The 24,833-nt window shown below is 43.2% G+C and carries 23 protein-coding genes and 1 pseudogene; 12 read left to right on the top strand and 12 right to left on the bottom strand.

The genetic code is table 11. The features are described 5' to 3' along the window. Nucleotides 1-94: 94 nt before the first annotated feature. Complete coding sequence (locus ACWM1W_RS01925; protein WP_005233670.1) at nucleotides 95-721, top strand: class I SAM-dependent methyltransferase; 627 nt, start codon at nucleotides 95-97, stop codon at nucleotides 719-721. On the opposite strand, the gene ACWM1W_RS01920 is transcribed toward ACWM1W_RS01925, so the two are convergent. Both ACWM1W_RS01920 and ACWM1W_RS01915 read right to left on the bottom strand, forming a co-directional pair. Continuing rightward, on the bottom strand, nucleotides 718-1,302 hold the full coding sequence (locus ACWM1W_RS01920; RefSeq protein ID WP_005233669.1) for a hypothetical protein: 585 nt from the start codon (nucleotides 1,300-1,302) through the stop codon (nucleotides 718-720). The genes ACWM1W_RS01925 and ACWM1W_RS01920 overlap by 4 nt on opposite strands. Nucleotides 1,303-1,328: 26 nt before the next feature. After that, the gene (locus ACWM1W_RS01915) at nucleotides 1,329-1,796 is read right to left on the bottom strand and encodes a Holliday junction resolvase-like protein (protein WP_004787020.1); all 468 of its coding nucleotides are present in this window, start codon (nucleotides 1,794-1,796) and stop codon (nucleotides 1,329-1,331) included. A 123-nt stretch (nucleotides 1,797-1,919) separates the two neighbouring features. On the opposite strand from ACWM1W_RS01915, the gene ACWM1W_RS01910 reads away from it, so the two are divergent. The 5 genes from ACWM1W_RS01910 to ACWM1W_RS01890 all read left to right on the top strand — a co-directional run bounded on the left by ACWM1W_RS01910 (nucleotide 1,920) and on the right by ACWM1W_RS01890 (nucleotide 7,229). After that, entirely contained in the window at nucleotides 1,920-2,564 is a 645-nt protein-coding gene (locus tag ACWM1W_RS01910; RefSeq protein ID WP_034169692.1) for a ParA family protein, read from the top strand. A gap of 132 nt (nucleotides 2,565-2,696) precedes the next feature. Further along, entirely contained in the window at nucleotides 2,697-3,845 is a 1,149-nt protein-coding gene (locus ACWM1W_RS01905; protein ID WP_180130844.1) for an AI-2E family transporter, read from the top strand. A 110-nt stretch (nucleotides 3,846-3,955) separates the two neighbouring features. Next, the gene (gene sodC, locus ACWM1W_RS01900; RefSeq protein WP_034701498.1) at nucleotides 3,956-4,498 is read left to right on the top strand and encodes a superoxide dismutase family protein; all 543 of its coding nucleotides are present in this window, start codon (nucleotides 3,956-3,958) and stop codon (nucleotides 4,496-4,498) included. A gap of 142 nt (nucleotides 4,499-4,640) precedes the next feature. Continuing rightward, on the top strand, nucleotides 4,641-6,806 hold the full coding sequence (gene yccS, locus ACWM1W_RS01895; protein ID WP_461603298.1) for a YccS family putative transporter: 2,166 nt from the start codon (nucleotides 4,641-4,643) through the stop codon (nucleotides 6,804-6,806). A gap of 126 nt (nucleotides 6,807-6,932) precedes the next feature. Then, complete coding sequence (locus ACWM1W_RS01890) at nucleotides 6,933-7,229, top strand: DUF3817 domain-containing protein (protein WP_004787034.1); 297 nt, start codon at nucleotides 6,933-6,935, stop codon at nucleotides 7,227-7,229. 211 nt (nucleotides 7,230-7,440) lie between these two features. Here the strand turns inward: ACWM1W_RS01890 and craA are convergent, their stop codons facing one another. The 4 genes from craA to ACWM1W_RS01870 form a co-directional block, all read right to left on the bottom strand. After that, nucleotides 7,441-8,670: a chloramphenicol efflux MFS transporter CraA gene (gene craA / locus ACWM1W_RS01885; protein ID WP_461603297.1), complete on the bottom strand. Its 1,230-nt coding sequence runs from the start codon at nucleotides 8,668-8,670 to the stop codon at nucleotides 7,441-7,443. 102 nt (nucleotides 8,671-8,772) lie between these two features. Then, the gene (locus ACWM1W_RS01880; RefSeq protein WP_312156963.1) at nucleotides 8,773-9,813 is read right to left on the bottom strand and encodes a hypothetical protein; all 1,041 of its coding nucleotides are present in this window, start codon (nucleotides 9,811-9,813) and stop codon (nucleotides 8,773-8,775) included. A 74-nt stretch (nucleotides 9,814-9,887) separates the two neighbouring features. Then, entirely contained in the window at nucleotides 9,888-10,265 is a 378-nt protein-coding gene (locus ACWM1W_RS01875; RefSeq protein ID WP_461603296.1) for a hypothetical protein, read from the bottom strand. 142 nt (nucleotides 10,266-10,407) lie between these two features. Beyond that, nucleotides 10,408-11,817, bottom strand: coding sequence for an FAD-binding oxidoreductase (locus tag ACWM1W_RS01870; protein WP_125279697.1), 1,410 nt, complete (start codon nucleotides 11,815-11,817; stop codon nucleotides 10,408-10,410). Between the two features lie 354 nt (nucleotides 11,818-12,171). On the opposite strand from ACWM1W_RS01870, the gene serA reads away from it, so the two are divergent. Continuing rightward, a complete protein-coding gene (gene serA / locus ACWM1W_RS01865) occupies nucleotides 12,172-13,404 on the top strand; it encodes a phosphoglycerate dehydrogenase (protein WP_005233651.1) in 1,233 nt (410 codons plus the stop codon). A gap of 126 nt (nucleotides 13,405-13,530) precedes the next feature. Next, nucleotides 13,531-14,397, top strand: coding sequence for an EamA family transporter (locus ACWM1W_RS01860; protein ID WP_461603295.1), 867 nt, complete (start codon nucleotides 13,531-13,533; stop codon nucleotides 14,395-14,397). 46 nt (nucleotides 14,398-14,443) lie between these two features. Here the strand turns inward: ACWM1W_RS01860 and ACWM1W_RS01855 are convergent, their stop codons facing one another. Further along, nucleotides 14,444-15,592, bottom strand: coding sequence for a hypothetical protein (locus tag ACWM1W_RS01855; RefSeq protein WP_180002706.1), 1,149 nt, complete (start codon nucleotides 15,590-15,592; stop codon nucleotides 14,444-14,446). A gap of 331 nt (nucleotides 15,593-15,923) precedes the next feature. On the opposite strand from ACWM1W_RS01855, the gene ACWM1W_RS01850 reads away from it, so the two are divergent. Continuing rightward, the gene (locus ACWM1W_RS01850; RefSeq protein WP_461603294.1) at nucleotides 15,924-16,808 is read left to right on the top strand and encodes an EamA family transporter; all 885 of its coding nucleotides are present in this window, start codon (nucleotides 15,924-15,926) and stop codon (nucleotides 16,806-16,808) included. 71 nt (nucleotides 16,809-16,879) lie between these two features. On the opposite strand, the gene ACWM1W_RS01845 is transcribed toward ACWM1W_RS01850, so the two are convergent. The 3 genes from ACWM1W_RS01845 to truB form a co-directional block, all read right to left on the bottom strand. Continuing rightward, complete coding sequence (locus tag ACWM1W_RS01845) at nucleotides 16,880-17,347, bottom strand: hemerythrin domain-containing protein (RefSeq protein ID WP_005233643.1); 468 nt, start codon at nucleotides 17,345-17,347, stop codon at nucleotides 16,880-16,882. 127 nt (nucleotides 17,348-17,474) lie between these two features. Continuing rightward, on the bottom strand, nucleotides 17,475-18,242 hold the full coding sequence (locus ACWM1W_RS01840) for a sulfite exporter TauE/SafE family protein (protein WP_004787054.1): 768 nt from the start codon (nucleotides 18,240-18,242) through the stop codon (nucleotides 17,475-17,477). Nucleotides 18,243-18,257: 15 nt separating this feature from the next. After that, nucleotides 18,258-19,163 (bottom strand): tRNA pseudouridine(55) synthase TruB, encoded by a 906-nt coding sequence (gene truB / locus ACWM1W_RS01835; protein WP_461603293.1) that lies wholly within the window; start codon nucleotides 19,161-19,163, stop codon nucleotides 18,258-18,260. A gap of 153 nt (nucleotides 19,164-19,316) precedes the next feature. Here truB and ACWM1W_RS01830 point away from each other — a divergent pair, with 153 nt between their 5' ends. The 3 genes and pseudogenes from ACWM1W_RS01830 to ACWM1W_RS01820 all read left to right on the top strand — a co-directional run bounded on the left by ACWM1W_RS01830 (nucleotide 19,317) and on the right by ACWM1W_RS01820 (nucleotide 22,999). After that, a complete protein-coding gene (locus ACWM1W_RS01830; protein ID WP_461603292.1) occupies nucleotides 19,317-20,345 on the top strand; it encodes a lipase secretion chaperone in 1,029 nt (342 codons plus the stop codon). A gap of 505 nt (nucleotides 20,346-20,850) precedes the next feature. Continuing rightward, nucleotides 20,851-21,861: pseudogene (locus tag ACWM1W_RS01825) on the top strand (lipase family alpha/beta hydrolase). Nucleotides 21,862-22,030: 169 nt separating this feature from the next. After that, entirely contained in the window at nucleotides 22,031-22,999 is a 969-nt protein-coding gene (locus ACWM1W_RS01820) for a lipase family alpha/beta hydrolase (RefSeq protein WP_461603291.1), read from the top strand. 523 nt (nucleotides 23,000-23,522) lie between these two features. Here the strand turns inward: ACWM1W_RS01820 and rplS are convergent. Both rplS and trmD read right to left on the bottom strand, forming a co-directional pair. Beyond that, on the bottom strand, nucleotides 23,523-23,894 hold the full coding sequence (gene rplS, locus ACWM1W_RS01815) for a 50S ribosomal protein L19 (protein ID WP_004787066.1): 372 nt from the start codon (nucleotides 23,892-23,894) through the stop codon (nucleotides 23,523-23,525). A 171-nt stretch (nucleotides 23,895-24,065) separates the two neighbouring features. Then, nucleotides 24,066-24,815, bottom strand: a complete 750-nt coding sequence (gene trmD / locus ACWM1W_RS01810; RefSeq protein ID WP_432242176.1) for a tRNA (guanosine(37)-N1)-methyltransferase TrmD — start codon at nucleotides 24,813-24,815, stop codon at nucleotides 24,066-24,068. Between the last annotated feature and the right edge of the window lie 18 nt (nucleotides 24,816-24,833).

Genomic DNA, 24,833 nt, shown 5'->3' with positions numbered 1-24,833 from the left:
AACAAGTTGATCAATTTTGGTGAGCGGAGAGCTTTAGCTAATCTGATTATTTTCGGTTAATCTAAGCCTGTCTAAGAATCATTTGAATGCGACCATGCTGTATAAATTCTATCAACAACATATTTTTCCGCATCTGCTGAATCAGGTTATGCAGACCCCATCCCTGATGGATTTACGCCGCGAATTATTATTGCCTATTACAGGTGAAGTTCTGGAAATTGGCTTCGGTACAGGGCTGAATCTGCCTTTTTATCAGGCCGTAGATAAAGTCTATGCGCTAGAACCTAACCCGGACATTTTTAAACTGGCTGAGCAGCGCATCAGTCAAAGCCCTTTTGCAGTCGAACAGATTCAGGCCCGTGCAGAAGCTCTGCCTTTCGCAGAAAATAGTCTGGAAAATATCGTATCAACCTGGACCTTATGCAGTATTCCAGATCTGCATCAAAGTCTGCATGAAATTTACCGGGTTCTGAAGCCAGGCGGCCATTTTCATCTAGTTGAGCATGTATTAAACCGAGAGCATCTCAACATTCAGCGCTTGCAGCATTTACTCACCCCGATTCAGAAGAAAGTGGCAGATGGCTGTCATCTCAACCGGGATATTGAAACCGCTCTTTTAGAGGCTGGGTTTGAACTGGATGAAGTTCATTATATCGATGTAGAAGGTATTCCAAAGATTGGTCAGCGTATGCTGCTGGCACGAGTACATAAACCGCTTTAATCCAGCACTTTTAAATCAGTTATTCTAAACAGACGGCATTGGGCTGACCTTGGATTGCCTATTCCAACCTGAAATTCTTGCTGGCTGGTCGCTGATTTGACCTGTACCCAGTCCCCTTGCAGCCAGATCCGCTGATCTGCTTTTAAACGGCGAATCTTATTGGCAACAACTTCGCTGGCGGCAATCACACTCAGGTTCAGCAAATGAGGTTGAATGTTCGCAGGATTGGCCTGTGCGTCTGTAGCGGTCATATTGAAACAACGCCTGTCCTGCTCAAGCTTGAATGGTTTAAATACAGTACTGGATACTTTCGGTGCGGCCAGTAACAGATCAATATTGCTGACATAGGCCAGATCATTAAAGCTTCCCACCACTGGACTGGCTGGATGAATGGTACGCCGCTCAGGCCCATAATACTGTTTAGCCAGTACGCGATATTCAGCCTGATGCGGCTCAATCGATTCTACCTGAAAATTTTTGAGTACTCCGGCCTGCTCCAGATTCGGAATCGCCCGAAAGTATTCCGACCAGATCCATAGTCCAAGCGCAAACAGTGCTGCGGCAATAATCAGTTTATCCATAGTGTAGAGTTGAAGCTTGCTGTCCTTCAGTCTTCAAAATCAATCCGGATGGTTTCAAAACGTACCCGCCCTTCCTGAATGGCTTGAGCAATTGCCATCTGGCCTTTGGTCAGACGTGCACCCCCACTTTTAATATCAATCAACACCACTTCAATATCTTCAGCCAGCCCTTCACCATCACGGAAATCGGTATAACCATCAAAGACCACATAATCCACCGGATCACCTAAAAATTTGGCATCACTAGGCAGATATTGAAACTCTGGCATGATCGGTGCCAACTGCTCGGCCATTTTGCCTTTGAGTACCGCACGACTGGTATTCACACTGCGTTTTTGTGCAGCAACTAAAGCTTGCTGATGTTCCAACTCCAGCTCGGCAATATATTGTTCATATTCTGCTTTAATTCGACCATTTCGCGTCTGGCCCAGAATCAGGGTAGTTAAAACCACTCCAATACAGGCACCAATCAGCATAGCCATTCCAATGGACATTCAATCTTCCTAATCTGCTTTATTTTGCTGCCTACTTTCGACTGAAGTTGAAAGTGTCTGCCATCCAGTAAGCCTGCAAAGAATGATATGCTAGGCGGGAGCAGAATTAAATCATCCAAGGTCATGAAAACTATTTTAGTTGCAAATCAGAAAGGCGGCTGTGGTAAAACCATTACTGCAATTAGCTTGGCAGCTGCCCTGGCACAAAAGGGTTATAGAGTTGCTCTGGCCGATGCGGACAGCCAGAAATCGACCTTGCAATGGTTGAAACATCGCCCGAAAGATGCAGCGCCGATTCAGAGTCTGGACTGGCGAAATGCCAAATCGATTGGGGATGCGCCTAAAAACTTGGAATATCTGATCATCGATGCACCCGGAGCGCTGAATGAAGATCATGCCGAGCAGTTAATCAGTGAAGCAGATGCCATCATTACCCCGCTGCAGCCTTCATTTTTTGATATTGATTCTACGCGCCGTTTTCTCAAGCATTTGCAGGACATTAAACGCATCCGTAAAGGCAAGGTTGAAATTCTGCTCCTCGCCAACCGCACCAAACTTAATGCAGCCAGCAATCAGGACATTCAGCAGTTTTTCAATAAAATTGATCAGCAACCGGTTGCCTGGATTTCTGAACGTGCACCCTATAGCCGGCTGGCCATGCAAGGCCTGTCTATTTTTGACAAACAGCAGAAGATGTACCGGGAATTACAGGATCAATGGCAACCTTTATTGAATGCCATTATTGACGATCCAAGCCAATGGTTCTAGTTCCGTTATTGTTAGCCTCTTCTTTTTATTCTTATGAAAATAATCGTACTACTTCCTGTACTATCGTTTTCGATCGCTTTTTTTTCAGTTAATATGCCTGACATGACCTAAAAAAATGAGCTTCTAAATTCAGTGCAACAATACGCGCCCACACTACAAAAAGTCTTATTATTTGGACTGTTTTTCATTCTGATTTTTCTGAGTTTCCACATACTCAAGTATTTCATCATTCCTGTAGTTTGGGCAGCCATTATTGCGTACATGACCTGGCCGCTGTATCAGTCGATCTTAAGAATGAGTGGCAATCGGCCGACACTGAGTGCGACCATTATGATTCTGGGTGTGATTCTGGTATTTGGTTTGCCTTTTATCTTTGCCATTTTTATGCTGCAACACGAAGGCCGGAACCTGTATTTTGAATTGCAGAAACAGGTATTCTCAGGTCATCTCAGCGTTCCAGATTTTATTCGCGGCCTGCCACTTGTGGGTAAAGAAATTACCCGTACCCTGAATGAGATTAATGCCGATCCAAATAGCATTGCACAAACTATTTCGGTCTGGATTCAGGGTCATCTGAATTACGGCAAAGTCGTGCTGAATGAAATTAGTAAAAATGTCTTTAAGCTGTGTTTTGCCGTACTGTCGTTATTCTTCTTCTACCGTGATGGTCATACCATTCTGAATCAGGTGCGTAAAGCCTTTGAGATGGTAGTCGGTCCACGTATTCATCATTATCTGGCGACAATTTCAGATACCACACGTGCGGTGGTCTATGGGGTAGGTTTAACGGCGATTGCCCAGTCTTTACTGGCAGGTATCAGCTACTTTGTGGCTGGCGTACCGAACCCAATGGTACTGACCATTATTACCTTTATCTTTGCTTTAATTCCTTTTGGCCCTCCTGTTGCTTATGGTGCAGTTTCGCTATGGCTGTTCTCGCAAGGTCAAACCATTGAAGCCGTAGGAGTCATGATCTGGGGTGTCTGTATTGTGAGTACGGCAGATAATGTGATTCGTCCACTGGTCATTTCAGGTGCAACACAAATTCCATTCCTGCTGATCATGTTTGGTGTCTTAGGTGGTATTGCCAGCTTTGGTCTGGTTGGTGTCTTTATTGGACCGGTGATTCTGGCCGTACTACTGGCCATCTGGCGTGAATGGCTACATGAAAGCAACCTGAATGAACCTTTGATGATGCCTAAAGCCACTATGGCGCATGAGGTTGAACCGAAGAAAAAATTCCGTCTGCGCCGTAACAAGACACCGAAATCACCAGACTGACCGGCTTAAACAAATTAAAACATTTAAGTACTGATTTTCCATAGTGCTTTTGGTCTTGCTCTGTTTCAATAGATTCCGAAAAGCAGAATAAAGATCAAGGTGTGATAATTATGTCTTCATTGTTTAAACTTACAGCTTTGTGCGCAGTCAGTGCCGCACTTTTTACCGGTTGCGCTTCAACCTCTACTTCGACTGAAAATGTTAAAGCCGTGACCCTGAATGCAGTCTCTGCACAGGGCGTCGGTGAATCGATTGGTACCGTATTATTGAGTGACAGTCCGGCGGGCTTGGTGATTCGTACTAATCTGAAACAGCTTCCTGCGGGTGAGCGTGGTTTCCACATTCATGAAAATGGTTCATGTGCACCGGGTGAAAAAGATGGCAAACCAGGTGCTGCACTTGCTGCCGGCAGTCACTACAACCCGAATCAGGCACCTCATCATGGCACACCCATGACGGGTCATCTGGGTGACTTACCAGCCCTTAAAGTAAACACTGATGGTACAGCACGTGTGACTCTGCTTGCGCCACGCCTGAAACTGGCAGATGTTCAGGGTCGTGCCATCATGGTCCATGCAGGCGGTGATAACTATTCAGATGAACCGCAACCATTAGGCGGAGGCGGTGAACGTATTGCGTGCGGCGTGATCTGATTTATTACAGATTATTAGCATTCAAAAACGGGCTTCTTGCCCGTTTTTTAGTAGACATTTCTTTTGAAATTGGCGCTTAAATTGCATTTAAAACCGGCAGTCAAATACCACGGATCATATTCTTGTGAATAGCTCAGATTCCATGTTGCATCCTCTTCATCACATACTTAAAAAAGCCCTGTTGCCTTTTCAGTCCAGTGCCTTGATAACTTACTGTTTGCAGATGTTTATTGTGCTTTCAGGGACAACTTTTGGCCTAAAACTTCTCGGCTATGAGACTTTGATTGTTCCGGTCACTTTAGGGGCAATTGCCACTGCTCTGACCGATTTTGATGACCGTTTAAGTTTAAGGCTGCGCAATCTGGGGCTGGTCATGCTGCTGTTTTTTGCAGTCAGTAGTATGCTGGAATTTCTGCATCCCTATAAAATCTGGTTTGCACTGTGGTTATCACTTTCTAGTGCCGTATTTATCTTGATGGGGGCTTTGGGACAGCGTTATGCCACCATTTCTTTTGGCACTGTATTGCTGTCCATTTACACCATGTTTGGCTTGGGAGAATATGGACACTGGTATGAGCAGCCGCTGTATTTTGTAGTTGGGGTGCTGTGGTATGGCCTGACTTCGATTCTGTTTTATCTGATTCGTCCAACTTTACAGGTTCAGGAAAATCTGTCCATCAACCTGCAACAGATGGCGGAGCTGCTATCGACCAAAGCTAAATTATTTGATCCCGATAATCAGAATAATGTTGAGCCGCTGCTCTACGAACTTTCCTTAAAAAATACCCAAGTCATTGAAAGCTTTAACCGTACCAAAGACTCTTTACTGACCCGACTCAAAGCCTCGCGTCCAAATCATAAAACTATTTACTGGCTGAATCTTTATTTTCTGACTCAAGATATCCATGAGCAGGCGACTGCCAACTATCTGCATTATGAGGAGATTCACCAGCATTTTAGCCGTACCGATCTGATCTTTCGGATTCAGAAAAATATTCACTTGCAGGCACTTGCTTGCCAGCAATTGGCTGCATGTGTACTACGCAACGAAACTTATCAGCTTCCTGAACAGCATCAGCTGGCACTCAAAGCATTAGAAGCTTCCATGCAGGATTGGATTGCGCAGCACCCCCAGAATATTGAAGTGAAAAACTTACAGCTCATTCTGAGCAATCTGCTGAGTGTGCATGAACAGCTGCAACATTTGCAGGATGGACAAGCCATTTACCGTCCGGATTATCCAAAACATTTTGATGATTCCAGCCTGTTTGATGATGACCTGCGTGGACCCGCAGATTTCTGGCTGAAATTAAAACCCCATTTGAGACCACAATCAGCGCTGTTTCGCCATGCGGTGCGGATCGCTTTGGTCTTTCTGGTTGGCTATGCCATTTCTCTATTGCCCTTTGCCAAAAATGGCTACTGGATATTGCTGACCAGTCTGTTTGTATGCCAGATCAGTTATTTCGCTACCAAAAGCCGTTTAAAACTGCGAACTTTGGGTACATTGCTCGGCGTCATTCTAGGAATTCCAATCCTGTATTTTGTACCAAGTATTGAAGGCCAGTTGCTGCTTACGGTGATTTTTGGTGTCAGCTTTTTCTATTTGCGCTCCAAGAAATATGCTATGGCTACATTAATGGCCACCCTAGTAGTACTGCTGATTTTTAATCTGAAAGGCGCAGGCTATGCTGTCATTCTGCCGAGAATTATCGATACCCTAATTGGCTGTCTAATTGCCTGGCTGGCGGTCAGTTGTATCTGGCCGGATTGGAATTTCCGTAATATTTCCAGCAATATCAAAAAATCCTCCCAAGCGACGCTGAACTATTTACTGGCTATTCTGGAGCAATATCAGCATGGCAAAAATAACAGCATTGCTTATCGGACAGCACGTCGTTTGGCCCACAATGCCCAGATTGACCTTTCCAATATGATTTCCAGTCTGAGTACCGAACCAAATCCAGATCCGGTGCTGATTCGCAATGCCTTCCGTTATCTGGTTTATAGTCACAGTCAGCTCAGTTATATTTCCGCATTGGGTAGCCATCGCGAACAGGTATCTGATCCGCAAATTCTGCAACTGCTCTCTGCCTGTCAGCAGACCTTAACCTCTGCCCTATCAAATCCTGAAAATGTACCGCAGCAGGACATTCAAGGCCAATTGGCAGAAATCCGGCAACTGAGTCAGCAGGAACATATTTCCACCCACCTGCCGCTGGTACTTAAACAGATCAGTCTGTTACTGGAAACCTTGCCTGAATTATTGTCTCTAAGACAGCAATTACTGGCAGTTGAAATCAAATAACCAAGCGGAGTACTAGGATATAAGTATTTAAAATAATTCATTTTATTTTATAAATTTCTTTTGCTTAAATCGGCAGATTGGGTACACTCAAGCCTGATTGAATAGAACATAGAAGAGTGAGCGCGCGTGAATATTAAAACTTTACGTCTGGTTGGATTGCTTGAAGGTATTTCATTTCTGCTGCTGTTATTTATTGCCATGCCGGTCAAGTACATGATGGATAACCCGATTCTGGTGAAATATATCGGCATGGGTCATGGCGTACTTTTTGTGCTTTTTCTTGTGGTGTTATTTGCGGTCTGTGAAAAACAGAAATGGTCTCTGAGTATGTTTATTCTGGGTTTGATCGCTTCGATTCTGCCGTTTGGGCCATTTATTTTTGATATGAAATTAAAGAAGTTGGAGCAGCCGGCTGAAGCTTAGCTTTTGGATTCTAATCATTATTAAATCAATAATGGACGTTCCCTCTCCTTTTAGGAGATGAGCAGCCCTGCTGCGCAAAGGTGAGGTTATTTTATTAATATTTCCCTCTCTCTAACTCTCTCCCATAGGGAGAGAACATACAATACATTTATTTGAGGCACATCAAGTAAATAGCTTCATTCGATTAAACATTTAAAAGGAAGAAATTCTTCTAAAACTCCCCTCGCCCTTTTCTTTCCAGCATCACCTGTTTCAGCTGCATACGTGGCAAGCTAAACCAGAGTGCAATTAAAATAAACGAGGCACCGCAATAAGCCCAAAGATCAAAAGCTTCATAAGCAATTCTGACTACTTCAATCACGATAAAGAAACTTAGCATCATCAAGATAGATACCGTTGCCGCAACCGTGCCTTTAGACACTTCAGATGACATCAGCGCAAAACGGTACAATACCGAGAAGCTGATCCCCTCTCCCAGACTGATGCAAGTGGTACCGATAATCAGGCAATGCAGAAAATAATCCGGAATCAGCATTCCCACTAAAAGCAAAATGGTTCCAAACAACATCAATGGCACACCCAGCATCACTGTTTTACCGAGCGGCATCTTGTCGATAATTTTTAGCAGAATGATATTGCCCAGAATCAGGCCACCCAATACCGGAAACTGAGCCAGGCCATATTGCATGCTGCTCAAGCCTAGTTCTTCAACCAGAATCACGGGAGATAAGGCAATCCATAACATCAATGGCAAGCTCACCAGTGGCAATGCCATGGTCATAATCACAAAACGCTTATTTTTCAGGACCTGTTTAAAGTCATCGATAATATAGCCGAGTGGCTGTTTGGGAATACTGATGTTCGGATTCGGCATTTTCGCTTTCAGTCCAAACCAGCTCAGAAATGCCAGACAGGCGATGCCGATAAAACCCCAGTGCCATGAGACATGGTCAATCATAAAGGCACCGACTACTGGCCCTAAAAGTGGTGCCAGCAAGGAGACATTGGCCATAAGTGCCATGACTTTAATGGCATCGCGTTCTTCAAAACTTTCCTGAATCGCAGCATAACCCACAGCAGCAATAAAGGACAAGCCAAAACCTTGTAAAAAGCGCAGGAACAGAAAGCTTTGAATATTCGGTGTGAGTAAAATCGCCAGACAGCAGATTACAAAAAAAGCTACGCCACCGAGCAGGACTTTTTTACGGCCTAATCGGTCTGATAAGGGTCCTAAAATTGCGGCAACAAATGCCCCACCTAACAGGAAAAAGGACATGGAAGATGGTGCCCAGGAACTGCTTACGCCAAAATCACGGGTAATGGCCAACATGGCCGGCTGGATCAGGTCATTACAGATATAGACGGAGAATTCAAACAGCACCAGTGCCAGAGGAAACATCAGTGTGGCACGGGTCAGTTTGTGGGTTTGGGCGTTTTGCATGGGAGTTGTTATTGCCAGTCTGTCCATTAATAGCAGACCGAACTTTATCTAAAATAGAAAGAAATAATTTTAGCAGAGATCGGATTTAAAGTATTTTGAACTTTAACTACTCTCAACCGATTTCTTCATTTTTAAAGATTCAGCTAAAACTTTATTTGCCTCTGTCAGTAATTTGACTTGTTCCAACGAATTATCAGAATTTGAATCAGCTTTCGAATCGTTATAAAGTTCCTGTCCAAAGAAACGATCTGCTAAATGTTTCCGAAGTTCTAAACGATCCTCATCTTTAAATTCACGGGCATAAAGTGGGAAAGAAGCGAGTTCAGTTCCCAACATTCTGGCTTTATATGCCACTTTACGATGTTTAGAAGATTCACGAGCTAAGTACCAAGCAGGTGTAGTTAAGCTAAAAAGCATCAATGTTTTGATTAGACTTTCCCAACCAAGTGGAATATGAATATAGGTACTATCTCTTAAATGATTCCAATTTTGGATAGAGATGTTAAGAAAACCCAATATCAATATTGTTCCAATAATTGCAAAAATACCTAAAGCCCAATTTCTATATTTGTTTGCTATCGAAACTTCTTCCTCATGAATTTCATCATATAATTTTTTAATTAAGCTATTATTTTTATCGTCTATATCCTGATTTAATAAATACTTCTTTACTCTTAACTCTTCAACTAATTGATTAGCTTCACTCTGTAATTTCAAAACATCTTCATTATTAAAAGAAATTCTTAATTGTTCTTTATGTATATCAAATAGTTGTCTGTTTATTTTTCTATAGCTTCTTTCTAAATTATCTTTATCTATATTTAAAGGGAAATCTAATTCATCAGTATCAGCGAATTTATACTGGCTATCAAATACCCCTAATACTTTTCTTGCAGTTCTTTCTGCTTCAAAGACTTCATCTAAATTGAAATGAGGATTCGCGTATTTTAATCTAGTTAGTAAAGACTCTAATAAATCGGTATGCTGTTCTAGCCGTTTAGAAAACTCCTCAAATCTATAGAGAATAAGAAGCTGTACTAAATCTAAGTAATCAAAAGTATTGTATGGGGCAGAATCAAATAATTTTTGTAGTTCATAACTTATATTACTAAGCACAGTTTCTATATTAATATCGTTTTTCATATCGCCCCAAAAAGCAAAAAAGCGCATCCTGAAGATACGCTTTTAACGAAGTTTTGTTTAAAGATCAAACATTATTATGGACAGACTGCTTTCTGGAAAGTTTTGGTATTTGAACCACGTATACACTGATAGAGCTTTTCAGTATTGTGCATTTTCCAGTTTTTCTCTTCTTTCCTAAAATGATAAATGGTCTGAATCGATCTGACCGAATCATCCATCAAACCTGTTTCAGTCACTTTCACCTGTCCAACCGTCGGTGACTCAACACGATTAAAGAACTGACGAATCTCGACTGTTGCCAGTTCTTCACGCAGGTCAGGCCTCATTTTAAGTACCTGATCCAAAGGTGTATCTGAAGAAGACTGCACTTTTGTAATCACTTTCTGGGTGGTTGTACAACCTGATGTCATCACACCCAGACCTAAAATTGTAACCGCCAATAACCGTAACATATTGTTTAACCCAGATTATCTTTATTATGCAGAAATTATCATGCCGGGCTTTTCAGCTTAACGCTATTTAGACTCTGTAAGCCCAGTTACAGAGCAATAAAAAAAGCGCACCTTTCGATGCGCTTTTGTAAATCTATTCCGATTAAAGATCAAATAGTTTGCCTGGGTTCATGATGCCATTTGGATCGAACACTTTTTTCAAGGCTTTCATGTATTCGATTTCTTCAGCTGAACGGGTGTATTCAAGATAAGGTTTCTTGGTCATACCCACGCCATGTTCCGCAGAAATTGAACCGTCATATTTTTTCACAGTATCAAATACGTACTTGTTCACGACTTGGCATTTCGCAAAGAATTCATCTTTGGTCAGGTCAGCCGGTTTCAGGATATTCAAGTGCAGGTTACCGTCACCGATATGACCAAACCAGCAGATTTCGAAGTCTGGGTAGTTTTCATTCACGATCGCATCGATTTCTTTAATGAATGCCGGTACGTGAGTGATTAGTACAGAGATGTCATTTTTATATGGAATGAATGGAGCGATTGACTCAGAGATGTCTTCACGTAGACGCCATAAGCTGTGTACTTGCTCAAGACTTTGGCTCATCACGCCATCCAGCACCCAGCCCTGTTCCATACAGTGCTCGAAGATTTCCATCGCCTTGTCCATAATCGGCTCAAACGGCGCTTCAAACTCAAGCAATACATAGAATGGACATTCAGTTTCAAATGGACGCTGTACGTGACCATTGGCCAGTACTTTTTGCATTGCCAGCTCACCGAAGAACTCGAATGCAGTCAGGTCGATTTTCGCCTGGAAGGCATGCAATACTGGCATGATCGCATCAAAATCAGGTACACCCAGTACCAGCACTTGCAGGTCGTGTGGCTGACGCTCAAGTTTGATTTCTGCTTCAGTGACTAACCCTAAGGTACCTTCACCACCGATAAACAGATGTTGTAACGCATAACCAGTCGCGTTCTTGATCATGCCTTTGTTTAGACGCAGTACATCACCTTTACCAGTCACCACAGTCAGGCCAAGCACCCAGTTACGGGTCATGCCGTATTTGATCACTTTAATCCCGCCAGCATTGGTTCCGATGTTCCCGCCGATCTGGCTTGAACCAGAAGAGGCAAAATCAACCGGGTAATACATGCCCTGCTCTTCAGCATAGTTTTGCAACTGTTCAGTCACCACACCTGCCTGTACGCGCACCATACGGTCTGCCGGGAAGAATTCCAGAATCTGGTTCATCTTGTCCATGCTCACCACAATCTCGCCATTCGCAGCGACAGCACCTGCAGAAAGACCAGTACGACCACCTGATGGAGTCACTGCAACATTGAACTGATTGGCAAGCTTCACAATTGCTTGAACCTGTTCAGTCGAAGATGGGAAAACGATGACCGATGGGTTTGGATCAAAGTGTTTGGTATGATCACGACCCCAATTCTGGAGGCTGTCCGCATCAGTTTTAATACGGTTTTCACCCACAATTGCAGTCAATTGGGTCAATAACTCTGGGGTTAAAGCGACTGGAGCATTCATCGTTTGCAGACCTAGCATGAATTAAACAAGAGAGACCTCGCCAGTTTATTTGTATATTTTTCAGGCATTAAAACCTGTATACAAAGCAGGCGAAACATGATGATTAAAGCACCAAAACTGGCAGCTTAAACAGCATGGCGCAATATTATAAGCTATTTTTGGGGCTTTCCCTTAAAAAATGACAATTTTGATAATATACCTTTGAAAATGATAGTTTAATTCAACCAGTTCTATCATTTTCACTACTATCACTTGCAAAAATAGCTGATATTGTAGTCATCAAGGAAATGTATAACCGCCCCATTCCTGTGCTATTATACGGCGACTAAATTTGGCCTTTGTAGCGGAGCCGTAATGAGCCAACATCTATCTCTACCTAAAGATAAAATCCGTTTTCTATTGTTAGAAGGCGTTCACCAGAACGCAATCGACACATTGAATGCAGCTGGATATACCAATATCGACTATCGCAAAACAGCGCTTGAGGGTGAAGCACTGAAAGAAGCGATTAAAGATGCACACTTCATTGGTATCCGTTCCCGTACTCAGCTCACTGAAGAAGTGTTTGAAGCTGCGAACAAACTGATCGCGGTAGGTTGTTTCTGTATCGGTACTAACCAGGTGAACCTGGATGCAGCAATGCGTCGCGGTATTCCGGTATTCAACGCACCATATTCAAATACACGTTCGGTTGCTGAACTTGTACTTGCTGAAGCGATTCTTCTGCTTCGCCGTGTACCTGAAAAATCTACAGATACACATGCAGGCGGCTGGAACAAATCTGCTGTAGGTTCGTTCGAAACTCGTGGTAAGACTTTAGGTATCGTTGGTTACGGTTCAATTGGTTCACAACTTTCTGTTCTTGCTGAAAGCCTGGGTATGAAAGTGATCTATTTCGACACAGTGACTAAATTACCACTCGGTAATGCACGTCAGGTCGGCACAATGGGCGAACTTCTTGCAAATGCTGATGTTGTTTCTATTCACGTTCCTGATGTTCCGTCTACACGTAACTTCATGACTAAAGAACAATTCGCGCAAATGAAAGAAGGCTCTATCTTCATCAATGCAGCACGTGGTACATGTGTGGTGATCGAAGATCTGGCTGAAGCATTGAAATCTGGCCACCTTGCAGGTGCTGCGGTTGACGTATTCCCTAAAGAGCCTAAAGCAAATGGTGAAGAATTTGTTTCTCCATTACGTAACATTCCAAATGTGATCCTGACTCCACACGTGGGTGGTTCTACCATGGAAGCTCAGGCGAACATCGGTCTGGAAGTTGCTGAGAAATTTGTAGCTTATTCAGATAAAGGTATGACGCTTTCTGCGGTGAACTTCCCAGAAATCGCGCTTCCATTAACTGAAGGCAAACACCGTCTGCTTCATATCCACAAAAACATTCCGGGTGTGCTGTCTAAGATCAACAACCTGTTTGCTGAACACGGCATCAACATCTCTGGTCAGACTTTAATGACCAAAGGCGATGTGGGTTACCTGGTGATGGATGTAGACGCAACTGCATCTCAAGAAGCGCTCGATACTTTACACAACCTTGAAGGTACAATCCGCGTTCGCGTATTGTTCTAATTCAGGTTTTTAAAAAGCCACAGTCTTCGGGCTGTGGTTTTTTTATTGCTTAAAGGTTTTTATTTTTAAGCCTTACTCAGCTGATGCTGCTCTTCCGCTCTTCGAGAAATCGAAACAAATTTAGTCATGCCAAATCTTAAAATTGCACCTATGGTGCAAGCGCCGCTGATTCTGCTGATCGCGATGATCAGCATGCAGAGCAGCGGCTCCTTTGCCAAATATCTGTTTGGCCAGTTCCCGATCCTGACCGTTTCTGCCATGCGCCTGCTATTGGGTGCATTGATTCTGGCGCTCATTTTTAAAGTCTGGCAGATCAATTTCCGCCAGGTCAAATGGCCAGCCATTATCAGTTATGGCTTGGCATTAGCTGGCATGAATATGCTGTTTTATCTGGCAATTGACCGATTGCCGATTGGAATCGCGGTCTCTTTTGAATTTATTGGTCCCTTAAGTGTTGCCCTGTTTTATGCCCGGCAAAAATTTGATTTTATCTGGGTGGGATTGGCTATTCTGGGACTGGTTCTGTTGTTTCCCTTTGATCAGGCTGCACAACCGCTTGACCCGATGGGTATCCTGTTTGCCTTAGGTGCAGGTTCCTGCTGGGCACTATATATCGTGGCCGGACAAAAACCTTCCGGTGTATCAGGGAATCATACCGTGTGTCTGGGCATGTTCGTCGGCATGCTGGTGCTGATGCCGATTGCCCTATTTGCGGGAATGCCTGCTCATGTGTTTGAGCCAAGCAGCCTCATGTATTTTGTTATTTTGGCTGCACTTGCCAGTGCCTTACCCTTTACTTTGGAAATGATTGCACTGCGTAATTTAACCGCATTGAGTTTTGGCACCTTGATGAGCCTAGAACCTGCGGTTGCAGCACTCTCCGGTTTTGTATTCTTAGGCGAGACTTTATTGTGGACACAATGGCTGGCGCTGGCCACCATTATCAGTGCGTCGATTGGCTGTACGGTGACGACACAAAGAAGAAAGTATTAAATAAAAAAGGCGCTCAAGCGCCTTTTTTAAGATGATTGATTTAATTTTAGCGTGGCGTTGCATCCTTAATAGCTGTATTTAATGCTGTAGCTGCTGTCACATTATAGCCATCACATGCCGAAGCAAGATGGTCATACAGGTAATCTGTCCATTTGAGCATTAGAGGAGTTGCACCCTCTTCCCTTAAATTGTCCAAGGCAGCTTTTCTTGCTTGAGCAATATAATCGGCATGATCAATATGCTCTCCATGTTCCGAGAAAGTACTGGAATAAATTTCACCCTGATATTCGATCGCCCCAAAGTATTTATAATATTGCTGAGCATCGTCTTTATATTCGGCTTTTTTAAATTTCAGGTTAGCCATCGTGCCATCTAAAATGGTTTTCGCCATCTCTTGAACAGACTCGCCTGTCTGCCATTCAGCCAGTGTACGATAGCCAGTTTTGATATCCGGATCAAATTCAATAAATTCTTCTTCAGGATGCTCAGCCAGAATACGGAAACATTTAGATCCGTTCGGGAAAGTACGTGCCTTCTGCAAACCGACAAAATTGGTAGCAAACTGATTGTAATATTTACGTTCAGCATCCGTGGTATCAGTATCAAAGAAAACTCTGGTCTCGGTATCGTCATACATCTTCACGACAGCAATATTGGTACGTTCAGTTAATGCTTTACCTGACAGGTCATACCACTCCAGGTGTCGATGATTGCTGATGTTATTTTCCGGAATAGTGACAGGACGACTGGTAAATTGTTCAGAAGTATTTTCCAATACCTTTTCCAGTTTATAGCCTAATGCTGTACGGGCACGATCTGCAGGGAATACGCCTTTCTCTGTAACATAAATTGGGAAAGTCATGTCTTCATCAAGATCATATTCAGTATCAACAGCCCGGTTATCATCTGCATATAAGATGCCGTCAGTAATTTTATTTTTATGACTGGCCAATAGAAGCTTTTCCGACTCCATATCTGAAGCATCAATATTCGGCAGGTTGAACTGATAGGTATAGAATTCAGAAATCGTATCTGATGTTCCATCACCATTATCCGGAGTTCCAGGATTGCTCGGATTACCAGGATTGGTTGGGGTTGGTTGACCTGCGACTGGCTCGTTATTATCAGAATCAGAGCCACCACATGCAGTCAGCATAAGGCTCAAGACAGCACAAGAGAGTAATCTTAATTTCATTATTATCTACCTTATTATTTTTTCATCGTTTTATTTTTCATTGTTATTTTAAGTTGACCCAAATCATGAGGTCTAAGCCATTTTAATAAATATAAAATTAAGATCAAATTAAAAATTGATTAATTTGTAACCACAATCTCATCAACAATTAACGTTGAATTTAATTTTTTCGGTGGGGGATAAAATCAAAAATTTAAATCCACTGATCCAAAATCTGCTTCGTATTCACAAAATATTCTTCTGCCCTACTCATCAAAAATTAACCAGTTTGATATACTTCCGCTTTCTTCTGTATCTCGATTATACCCTTCTGGTATAAGTAGTTTCTCCCATGCCAAACGTCCAACTTCTTGCTGTATTGTACATGGTTCTCTCCATGACTTCATACCAGATCAGTGCATCCTTCGCCAAGCAACTTTTCCTGGTGCTTGACCCGATCACTGTCACTATTTTAAGACTCTGCTTTGCCGCCATTATTGTCTGTATCATGTTCCGTTCCTGGAAAGTTATCCGACGTTTACAATTCCTGAAATGGCGGGATCTGCTTTGCTATAGTGCTTCTCTGGGTGTGATGAATATCCTGTTCTATATGTCGCTGGGTAAACTCCCGCAAGGAATTGCGGTCGGACTGGAATTTATTGGCCCGCTAGGACTGGCCTTAATTTCGATTCAGAACCGTAAGGACTATGTCTGGGTGCTACTGGCAATTTTAGGTATTGTGCTGATGGTGCCTTGGGGGGAAGCCAATAGCAGTAACTTTGACCTGTTTGGTGCAGCCTGCGCCTTAGGGGCCGGCCTCTGCTGGGCGCTGTATATCTATTTTGGGCAACGCGTAGTACAGCAAAATATCGGGATGCATGCACTGACGATTGCCATCAGTATTTCAGCCCTGTGTTTGTTGCCAATCGGACTGTATAACAATGCCCCTGCTTTGATTGATACTCAATATTGGGGCAAGGCCATTACTATTGCAGTACTGGCAACCGCCATTCCTTATGCGCTGGATTTAAAAGCGCTCCAGCACTTGAATAAAACCAGTTATGGCACGCTTTCCAGTCTGTCTCCAGCTCTGGCAGCTCTGGTGGGTTTTATCTTGCTGGGTGAAAAAATTACGCTACTTCAGACAGTAGCACTGGCTTGTATTATGCTGGCTTCAGTTGGCGTGACCATGCGTGAAGCGCGGCAGAAATATAAAACCCGGAAAATAGAAAGCTGAATAAATAAAAAAGATGGCACTTTGACCATCTTTTTTTGTCATGAAAATTTGAATTTAAATAAATTTAAATATTAGCTTTTAACCAGCATGTCTTTTTTCATTTCTTTATAACGCTGATATTCAGTTTTGTACTGATCCGCTAGAGCCTGCTTTTGTTCATCTCCCAGAATTTTCCCGGCCTGCTGGAAGAAAGCATGCTCTTCTTCTTTCAAATGATGATGAACCTTATCTGACAGTCTCTTGGCAATTGCAATCCAGCTTGGGCTACTAAATTCAGTTTCAGTCAGTTCCTCAATCATTTCATCCATTTCATGATGTTCTGCCAAGGCATGACGGGTAATGTTCAGGCCGGGATCTGTCATCATCAAGGGAATATAAAAGTAACGGTCTTCTGCCGTTTCATGCGCAAACAGTTCATTCTTCAGCTGCTTGAACAACTCACGACGTTCTGGTGAATCCCCCGAAGTTTGCAGTAATTTTTCTGCCAGATCACGCTGGATTTCATGACTTTCCCTTAATGCTTCAAAAATGGTGGTCATGTAATTGTTCTCCTGTTTTTGTCATGCCTTTGCTCCAGCATAGAGTGAAACCGGCAAATGGTCAGGAATATTTATAAAGCGAATTTGTATAAAAAACTTTAATATTGAGAATGGTTTACATCTATTTTTAGGCCAAAAACATCTGATAAGCCATACGGCAAATCAGCAAACTGACCAGGATCAGAAACAGAATCCGGATAAAACCGCTGCCATATTTAAAGGCCAGTTTAACTCCTAATAGCGAACCGCAAATATTGGCAGCCGCCATCATGGCACCCACCAGAAATAGCACATGACCTGTAGGAATAAAGAAACTCAGTGCCGCGAGATTAGTAGTGAAATTGGCAATTTTGGATAAAGCTGAGGCATGCAAGAAATCCACGCTCAGATAACGGATAAAGAAAAAGATAAAGAAACTGCCCGTGCCTGGGCCAAAAATTCCGTCATAGAAACCGATAGCCAGGCTACCTAATGCTGCCAGTATCAGCATCTTTTTATTCAGCTTTTGCTCGACGTGTACCCGTCCGAATTGCTTTTTCATGAAGGTATAAATCGCAATCACGATCAGCATAATCAGCACAAAAGGCTTGAGAATATCCACCGGAATCAAGGTGACACTGGCTGCTCCAATAAATGAGCTAATAAAGCTGCACAGCGCAATTACACCAAGTAAAACCCATGGCAGTTTGACCTGTCTAAGATAGGAAAAGGCTGCCGAGCCTGTACCAAAAATAGAGGCCAGCTTGTTAGTGCCAAATACCGTGGCAGGTTGCAACTGCGGCAGACTGCTCATAATTGCCGGGATCTGGATCAGACCACCCCCACCGACGGCAGCGTCAATCGCTCCGGCCATAAAGGCAAAAAGCACCAGACTGAGGATAATCTCAATGTCCATTGTTATTCAACGCGCCTAGAGATTAAGAACACGTTTAGGTACCAGACGTTTTTTATCCGTGATTTCAGCCAGGCCTAAACATTTCTCGCCATCAAAAACCAGCACCTGTGGCTCTGCCGGATGGTCGATATTACTTTCCATACCCCGGCTAAAATATTCTGCACGGCCTTCCGGTGCCTGAATCTGCGGGAAATACTGTACCGGTGCATAAGCTGGCAGTAATAGTACTTCACGTTCTGCCTCAGTCAAGCTTTCCAGATATTCAATGGTATAGCTTGGAATAAGGTCAAAATGACCGGTTTGAATCCGGTGCAGATAAGTCAAATGACCATAAGTACCGAGTGCTTTGGCAATATCTTCGCCGAGTACCCGAATATAAGTACCTTTGGAACAGGTCACATCCAGCGTAATGCTATTTTCAGTAAAAGATAAAAGCTCAATTGCATAAATGGTAATTGGACGTGCTTCACGTTCGATTTCAATGCCCTTACGCGCCAGCTCGTACAGCGGACGACCTTCTTTTTTCAGAGCCGAATACATCGGTGGCACTTGCTGGATCTCACCGACAAACTTGGCAATTGTCTCCTGAATCAACTCTTCATTCAGTTCAGGCACTGGTTTTTCCAGCAGAATCTCTCCTTCGACATCACCTGTCGTAGTGCTATGTCCCAGAAAAACTGTGGTCTGGTAACGCTTGGTTGAATCCAGCAGATAATGCGAAAACTTGGTCGCCTCACCTAGACAGATCGGTAAAAGACCGGAGGCCAAGGGATCTAGTGCACCAGTATGTCCAGCTTTTTGCGCACGATATAACCAGCGTACTTTTTGCAATGCAGCATTCGAGCTGATGCCTAGAGGCTTATTTAATAGAAATACACCGCTGATATGACGACGCTGAATTTTAGGAGATGAAGCTTTCATGGCAAAAAGTCAGACATTTTATAAATTGGCGCAATGGTAAAACCCCTGCCAATTATTTACAACTTTTCTACAGCATATAAGGTGCAATATCTCCTATCCTGCCGAATGCAAAATTTAAAATAATCCGATAATTAAAATAAAGGTACATAGGATATGCAGAAATATAAACTATGGATCGTGATTGCGCTCATCGTATTGTGCTTGATTACCCTGATTCTATGGCTTGCGCCCAGGGATGAAGCACAGGCACGTGTCTCGGGCCCGCAATCCACCAATGAAAGCAGCGCTCAACAGGCAGCAGCACTGGCCAATGGCCCCGTAAATAATATATTCCCGAGTCCAAGCCAGCAGGATACGGAAATTAATTGCCAGATGCAGATGGATGCCAGCAATCGCCTGATTGTCAATGAACAGACTCGTAACTGTTTTGAATATTTTATTACCCAATATGGAGAAAAAACCCTCGAACAAATCCAGCGAGATTTTAAGGCCTATATTCAGCAAAATTATCAGGATCCTGCACTCTCACAAGTTCTGGATCTTTGGAACCGTTATATCCAGTATCGTCAAGGTTTGGGAGAACTGACTCCACCTATAGGTCTGGATCAAGAAGATCCAGCTTACTACCGCAGTATCTATGCCAACACCCAGAATCTGCGTAAGCGCTTTTTCTCTGATTATGAAATTGAAGGACTGTTTGGCACTGAAGATACCTATCATGAATATACCTTAGACCGGATGGCAGTCATGGCGGATAAAAAGCTGAGCGAAGCAGAAAAAGCCCAGAAGCTAAAAGAACTGTTTGCGCAGTTACCGCAGGACTGGCAAGAAAATCTGGAGCAACTGAATAAACTGGAAGATCTGCGTAAACTCACCGCTGATATTAAAGCCCGGGGTGGTTCTGCGGAAGAAATCCGTCAGATGCGCCTGAATCTGGTCGGTCCTGAAGCAACCCAACGTCTGGAAAAACTTGATGATGAACGTGCGAATTGGAAATCCAGTGTGACGCGTTACTTGGGCGAGCGCGATAACATCCTAAAAAGTGGCCTGAGTGAAAATGCCAAACAGCAGGCAGTTGATCAGTTGCGTCAGAAACATTTCCAGCGCCCTGAAGAACGGCTTCGTGTAGGTACATTTGAACAGGTACATGATCAGGGTGGGACCCTACCCTTTGCCAATTAATTTTCAGCTAGAATTGCTCATTGACGCCGTAGCTACACAGTACTGCTACGGTGTCGAATATCTTCTCTTATTCCCTTTTTTTTGTCTCATCTCTTATATAAAAACAGTAACGCTGACCCTCTATTTTGAGAGTTTAACAGAGCCATTTCTCTCTGAAAGCCTTGATTTTCTTGGGCTGATTACTTTTTTTAACATTGTTATTTGTTTCTAACTATTTCAACCTAAACATTCATCAATCTTATATTTCAAGGAGTTAACAATAAAATACATACGTATATAAATTGCAAATTTATGGACTCATAAATGCTCATCGGGCATGGCCCGAAATGACATGGAATTGGCTCATCAGCATGAAAAAATGCTTCTGCTTCAAAATAATAATTTTTGCGCGTGATTGAAGATTAGGTCTGCACGATCGAGACATCCAACTTCAATATTTATCGTGCATCAATACTCCCGAGCAATGATTGCTTTTTATAACAATAAAATGAACAAAGGAACGGTTATGCGTACTTTTATTAAAACAACACAGATGCTGGCGCTTTCCTTGGCAGCAGGCCTCGGTTTTGGCTTTTCAACACAAACCCAGGCGGCAGCAAGTGCAGTTCAGGTCACTGAAAAAGCCAAATCAGACTATGCCAAAACCAAATATCCTATTCTGATGGTGCATGGCTGGCTAGGCTGGCAACGCATAGGTACTGATACCATTGGCTTAGATTAATGGTATCAGATTCTGCCGGATATGGCTCGTAATGGCTCTACCGTGTTTGCCGCCCAATTGTCGCCTGCCAATACCACGACCCACCGTGGTGAACAGCTCATTCATCAGGTTGATGAAGTGCTGGCAATTACAGGGAAGGAAAAAATCAATCTCATCGGTCACTCACATGGTGGCCCGACTGTACTCTATGTGGCAGCGACTCGACCACAGCAGATTGCATCCATTACAGGGGTCGCAGGCACCTATCATGGCTCTAAAGTGGCCGATGATATTCAGAACAATACCCTCACCCGCACTGCTTTCAATATTCTCGGTGATTATATTATTGGGCCACTGATCGCACTGGGACAGTTCAAACCTGAACTGGAAATTGATTTCGATGCATCCATGAAATCCCTGACCCAAACTGGCTCCAGCTCTTTTAATGCCAGCGTGGCCAAACAGATGGTGCAGGATGGTGTCTTAGCCTCCATAGAAAACTGTAATAAGAACCTGAAATCAAAAGACCGTAACGGTATCTATTATTATTCTTGGACCGGTGTGGCTCAAGCGACCAATGCACTGGATATCGATACCATCCTGATGCAGCTTGGCCCTTTATCTTACGGCAATAAAGACAACGATGGCATGGTTGCCCGTTGTAGTGCATTCATTGGTAAGGTGATTAATGACCAGTACAAGCTGAACCATACCGATCTGGCCAATATGATGTTTGGTCTTAAAGGCCTGTTTGCTCCGGATCCGGTGGCGATGTACCGTCAACATGCCAATCGTTTAAAACTTCAGAATCTATAATTTTCATCGCCCTTCTATCTGCGGATATAAGGGCTTTTTCGTTATTTTCACTTAAAAAAATAGGGAGATAAAACACTCAAAACGCTTAATGGGTCAGCTTTTCAGCTGGCTATTCCCCATATTATGGCGAGGATCGCCTTAACACAACAACAAGAATGAGGAAATAATGATGAAATATGGAGTATTAACGGCGAGCCTGCTCATGGCAGCGACCTGCTTCACGGCTCATGCTTCCACTCAGGCCAGTCAGGTGACGTCGAAAGCCAGTTCACAATATGCCAAAACCAAATATCCGATTGTATTTTCACATGGTATGGCGGGTTTCATCCGGGTTGGCACTGACCAGTTTGGACTGGATTACTGGTATCAGATTTTACCTGATCTGGCCCGTAATGGTGCGAATGTCTGGGCAACACGGGTCTCCCCTTTTAACTCCTCTGAAATTCGTGGTGAACAGCTTTTGGAGCAGGTTAAGGAAATTGCCGCAATTACCGGAGCAGATAAAGTTAACTTGATCGGACACTCACATGGTGGACCAACGATTCGTTATGTGGCTGGTTCAGAACCTAAACTGGTGGCTTCATTAACCACAGTAGGTGCACCACACAAAGGTTCGCCGGTTGGAGACCTGATTCTAAAAGCTGAAGGGACTGCTATTGAAGCGCCACTGGTCGGCACAATAAATCTGGTTTCTAAAGCCATTACCTGGGCTCAAGGCCTGGACCCAAACTCTTATCCGCATGATTCACTTGCGGGTGGCAGCAGTTTAACGGCATTGGGCTCTGCGAACTTTAATCAGAGATATCCCATTGGTATGCCGACTACCACCTGTGGTGAAGGTGCATATCAACAAAAAGGTATCTACAACTATTCATTCACAGGTGTAGGCCAAGTTACCAACCCGCTCGATCCTGATTCAGCACTCAAAGTTACAGCCCTGCTCATTGATGGCGGCAAGGAAAATGATGGTCTGGTCTCCCGCTGTAGTGCCAAATTCGGTAAAACCATTCGGGATAACTACAACTGGAACCACCTGGACGAAGTGAACCAGTTACTCGGGTTAAAAAATGTCTTTGCTCCAGACCCAGTCGATGTTTATCGCCAGCATGCCAACCGCTTAAAACTGCAAGGTTTATAGAGCTACACAAGCCTCTATTCATCCAGAGGCTTTTTCCATCTTATTTTTCGCTAAATTTTTTCTTAAAATTTACTTGTTAATCATGATTAAACTGCATATAAAATATTCATCAAATATAAAAAGAACTGTGAAATAAAATAAATGCAGATACCTTCTATAGAAATCAAAAACAGATTTAAAAGAACCTGCCCCTGTTGCAAACGAAAAGTGATTAATCCTTTTCAATTTAAAAAATATGAGCCTTATTATTGTCCCTCTTGTCATCGACATATTATCGCAAATGTATGGATCAGTATTTTACTGGCTATCACACAATGTTTTATTTGCATTCAACTTTTTAATGCAGGATTCCAGTCTTGGGGATATTTTGTATTATTCCTGATGTTTATTCATAAAATTTTCTTGGACATTTTGGATGCCATGATCTTGCCTTTGCAGGAACATTTCGAATAAATCCAGATAAAAGCAAACATAAAAAAATGCGCCCAAAGGCGCATTTTTTTGCTTAAAAGCAAGGCTAAAATTAACCTTGTTTACGAGCTGGCAATTTTTCACGAATACGTGCAGCTTTACCAGACAATTCGCGTAGGTAGTAAAGTTTAGCACGACGAACGTCACCACGACGTTTCACTTCGATTTTAGCAACGATTGGAGAGTGAGTTTGGAATACACGCTCAACGCCAACACCGCTAGAAATTTTACGTACTGTGAACGCAGAGTTCAGACCACGGTTTTTCTTAGCAATGACAACGCCTTCGAACGCTTGTAGACGTTCACGGTCGCCTTCTTTTACTTTTACTTGGACAACTACTGTGTCACCTGGTGCAAAAGCTGGGATGTCTTGTTTAAGCTGAGCATTTTCAACAGCTTGTACTAAAGGATGCTTACCGCTCATGGGGTATCTCCAATATGTGCGAGTCAGAAGAGGTCTGATTATCGCTGGGTATAGAGGCTGAATCGCATAGACCCGATTGACTTTCCCTTTATGCTTGACCGCTTCAATGCATAAAGAGCCTATTTTAAATATTTAAACAACATTGCTTAAATACAGTTTTGGACAACAGGATTAGTTGTTGCCACTTTTTAAATCTTTTAGCCATTTCTTTTGCTGCTTGGTCAGTTCAACTTTTTCTACCAACTCAGGCCGGCGTTCCAAAGTGCGCTGATATCGCTGCAAAAACCGCCATTTCTCAATATTGGCATGATGTCCCGATTTCAAGATGTCCGGTATATCCATCCCTTCAAAATGGTCTGGCTTGGTATATTGTGGGCAATCTAACAGACCATCCACAAATGAGTCTTGTACGTGTGATTGTTCATCTGACATTGCACCCGGAAGTCTCCGGATAATACTGTCCAATAAAACCATCGCAGGGAGCTCACCACCCGATAAGACGTAATCTCCAATTGACCATTCCTGATCAACATATTTCTGGATCAAACGTTCATCGACACCTTCATAACGTCCGCACAATACAATCAGTCCGTCATATTTAACGAAGTCCTGTACCGCAGGTTCATTTAAGGTTTTTCCTTGCGGTGACATATACACCACAGGAACGTTAACTGCACCCGCTTGCGCTGCAAGCTCTTTGGCACGATGAATTGCTTTCGCTAATGGCTCAGCCATCATCACCATACCGGGACCACCACCAAATGGACGTTCATCCACCCGTTTATAGTTCCCTTCAGCAAATTCTCGTGGATTAATACAATGAATTTGCATCAAATCACGTTTTGCTGCGCGCCCGCTAATACCGTAGGCTGTAATCGCTTCAAACATTTCAGGAAAAAGCGTAATGACTGCAAAGAACACCGCAGACTCCTCATTTTC

The organism is Acinetobacter sp. TW_SC_4, from assembly GCF_054861205.1.
The sequence above is the reverse complement of the archived record's forward strand: the minus strand, read 5'-3'. Positions and strand labels throughout refer to the sequence as shown.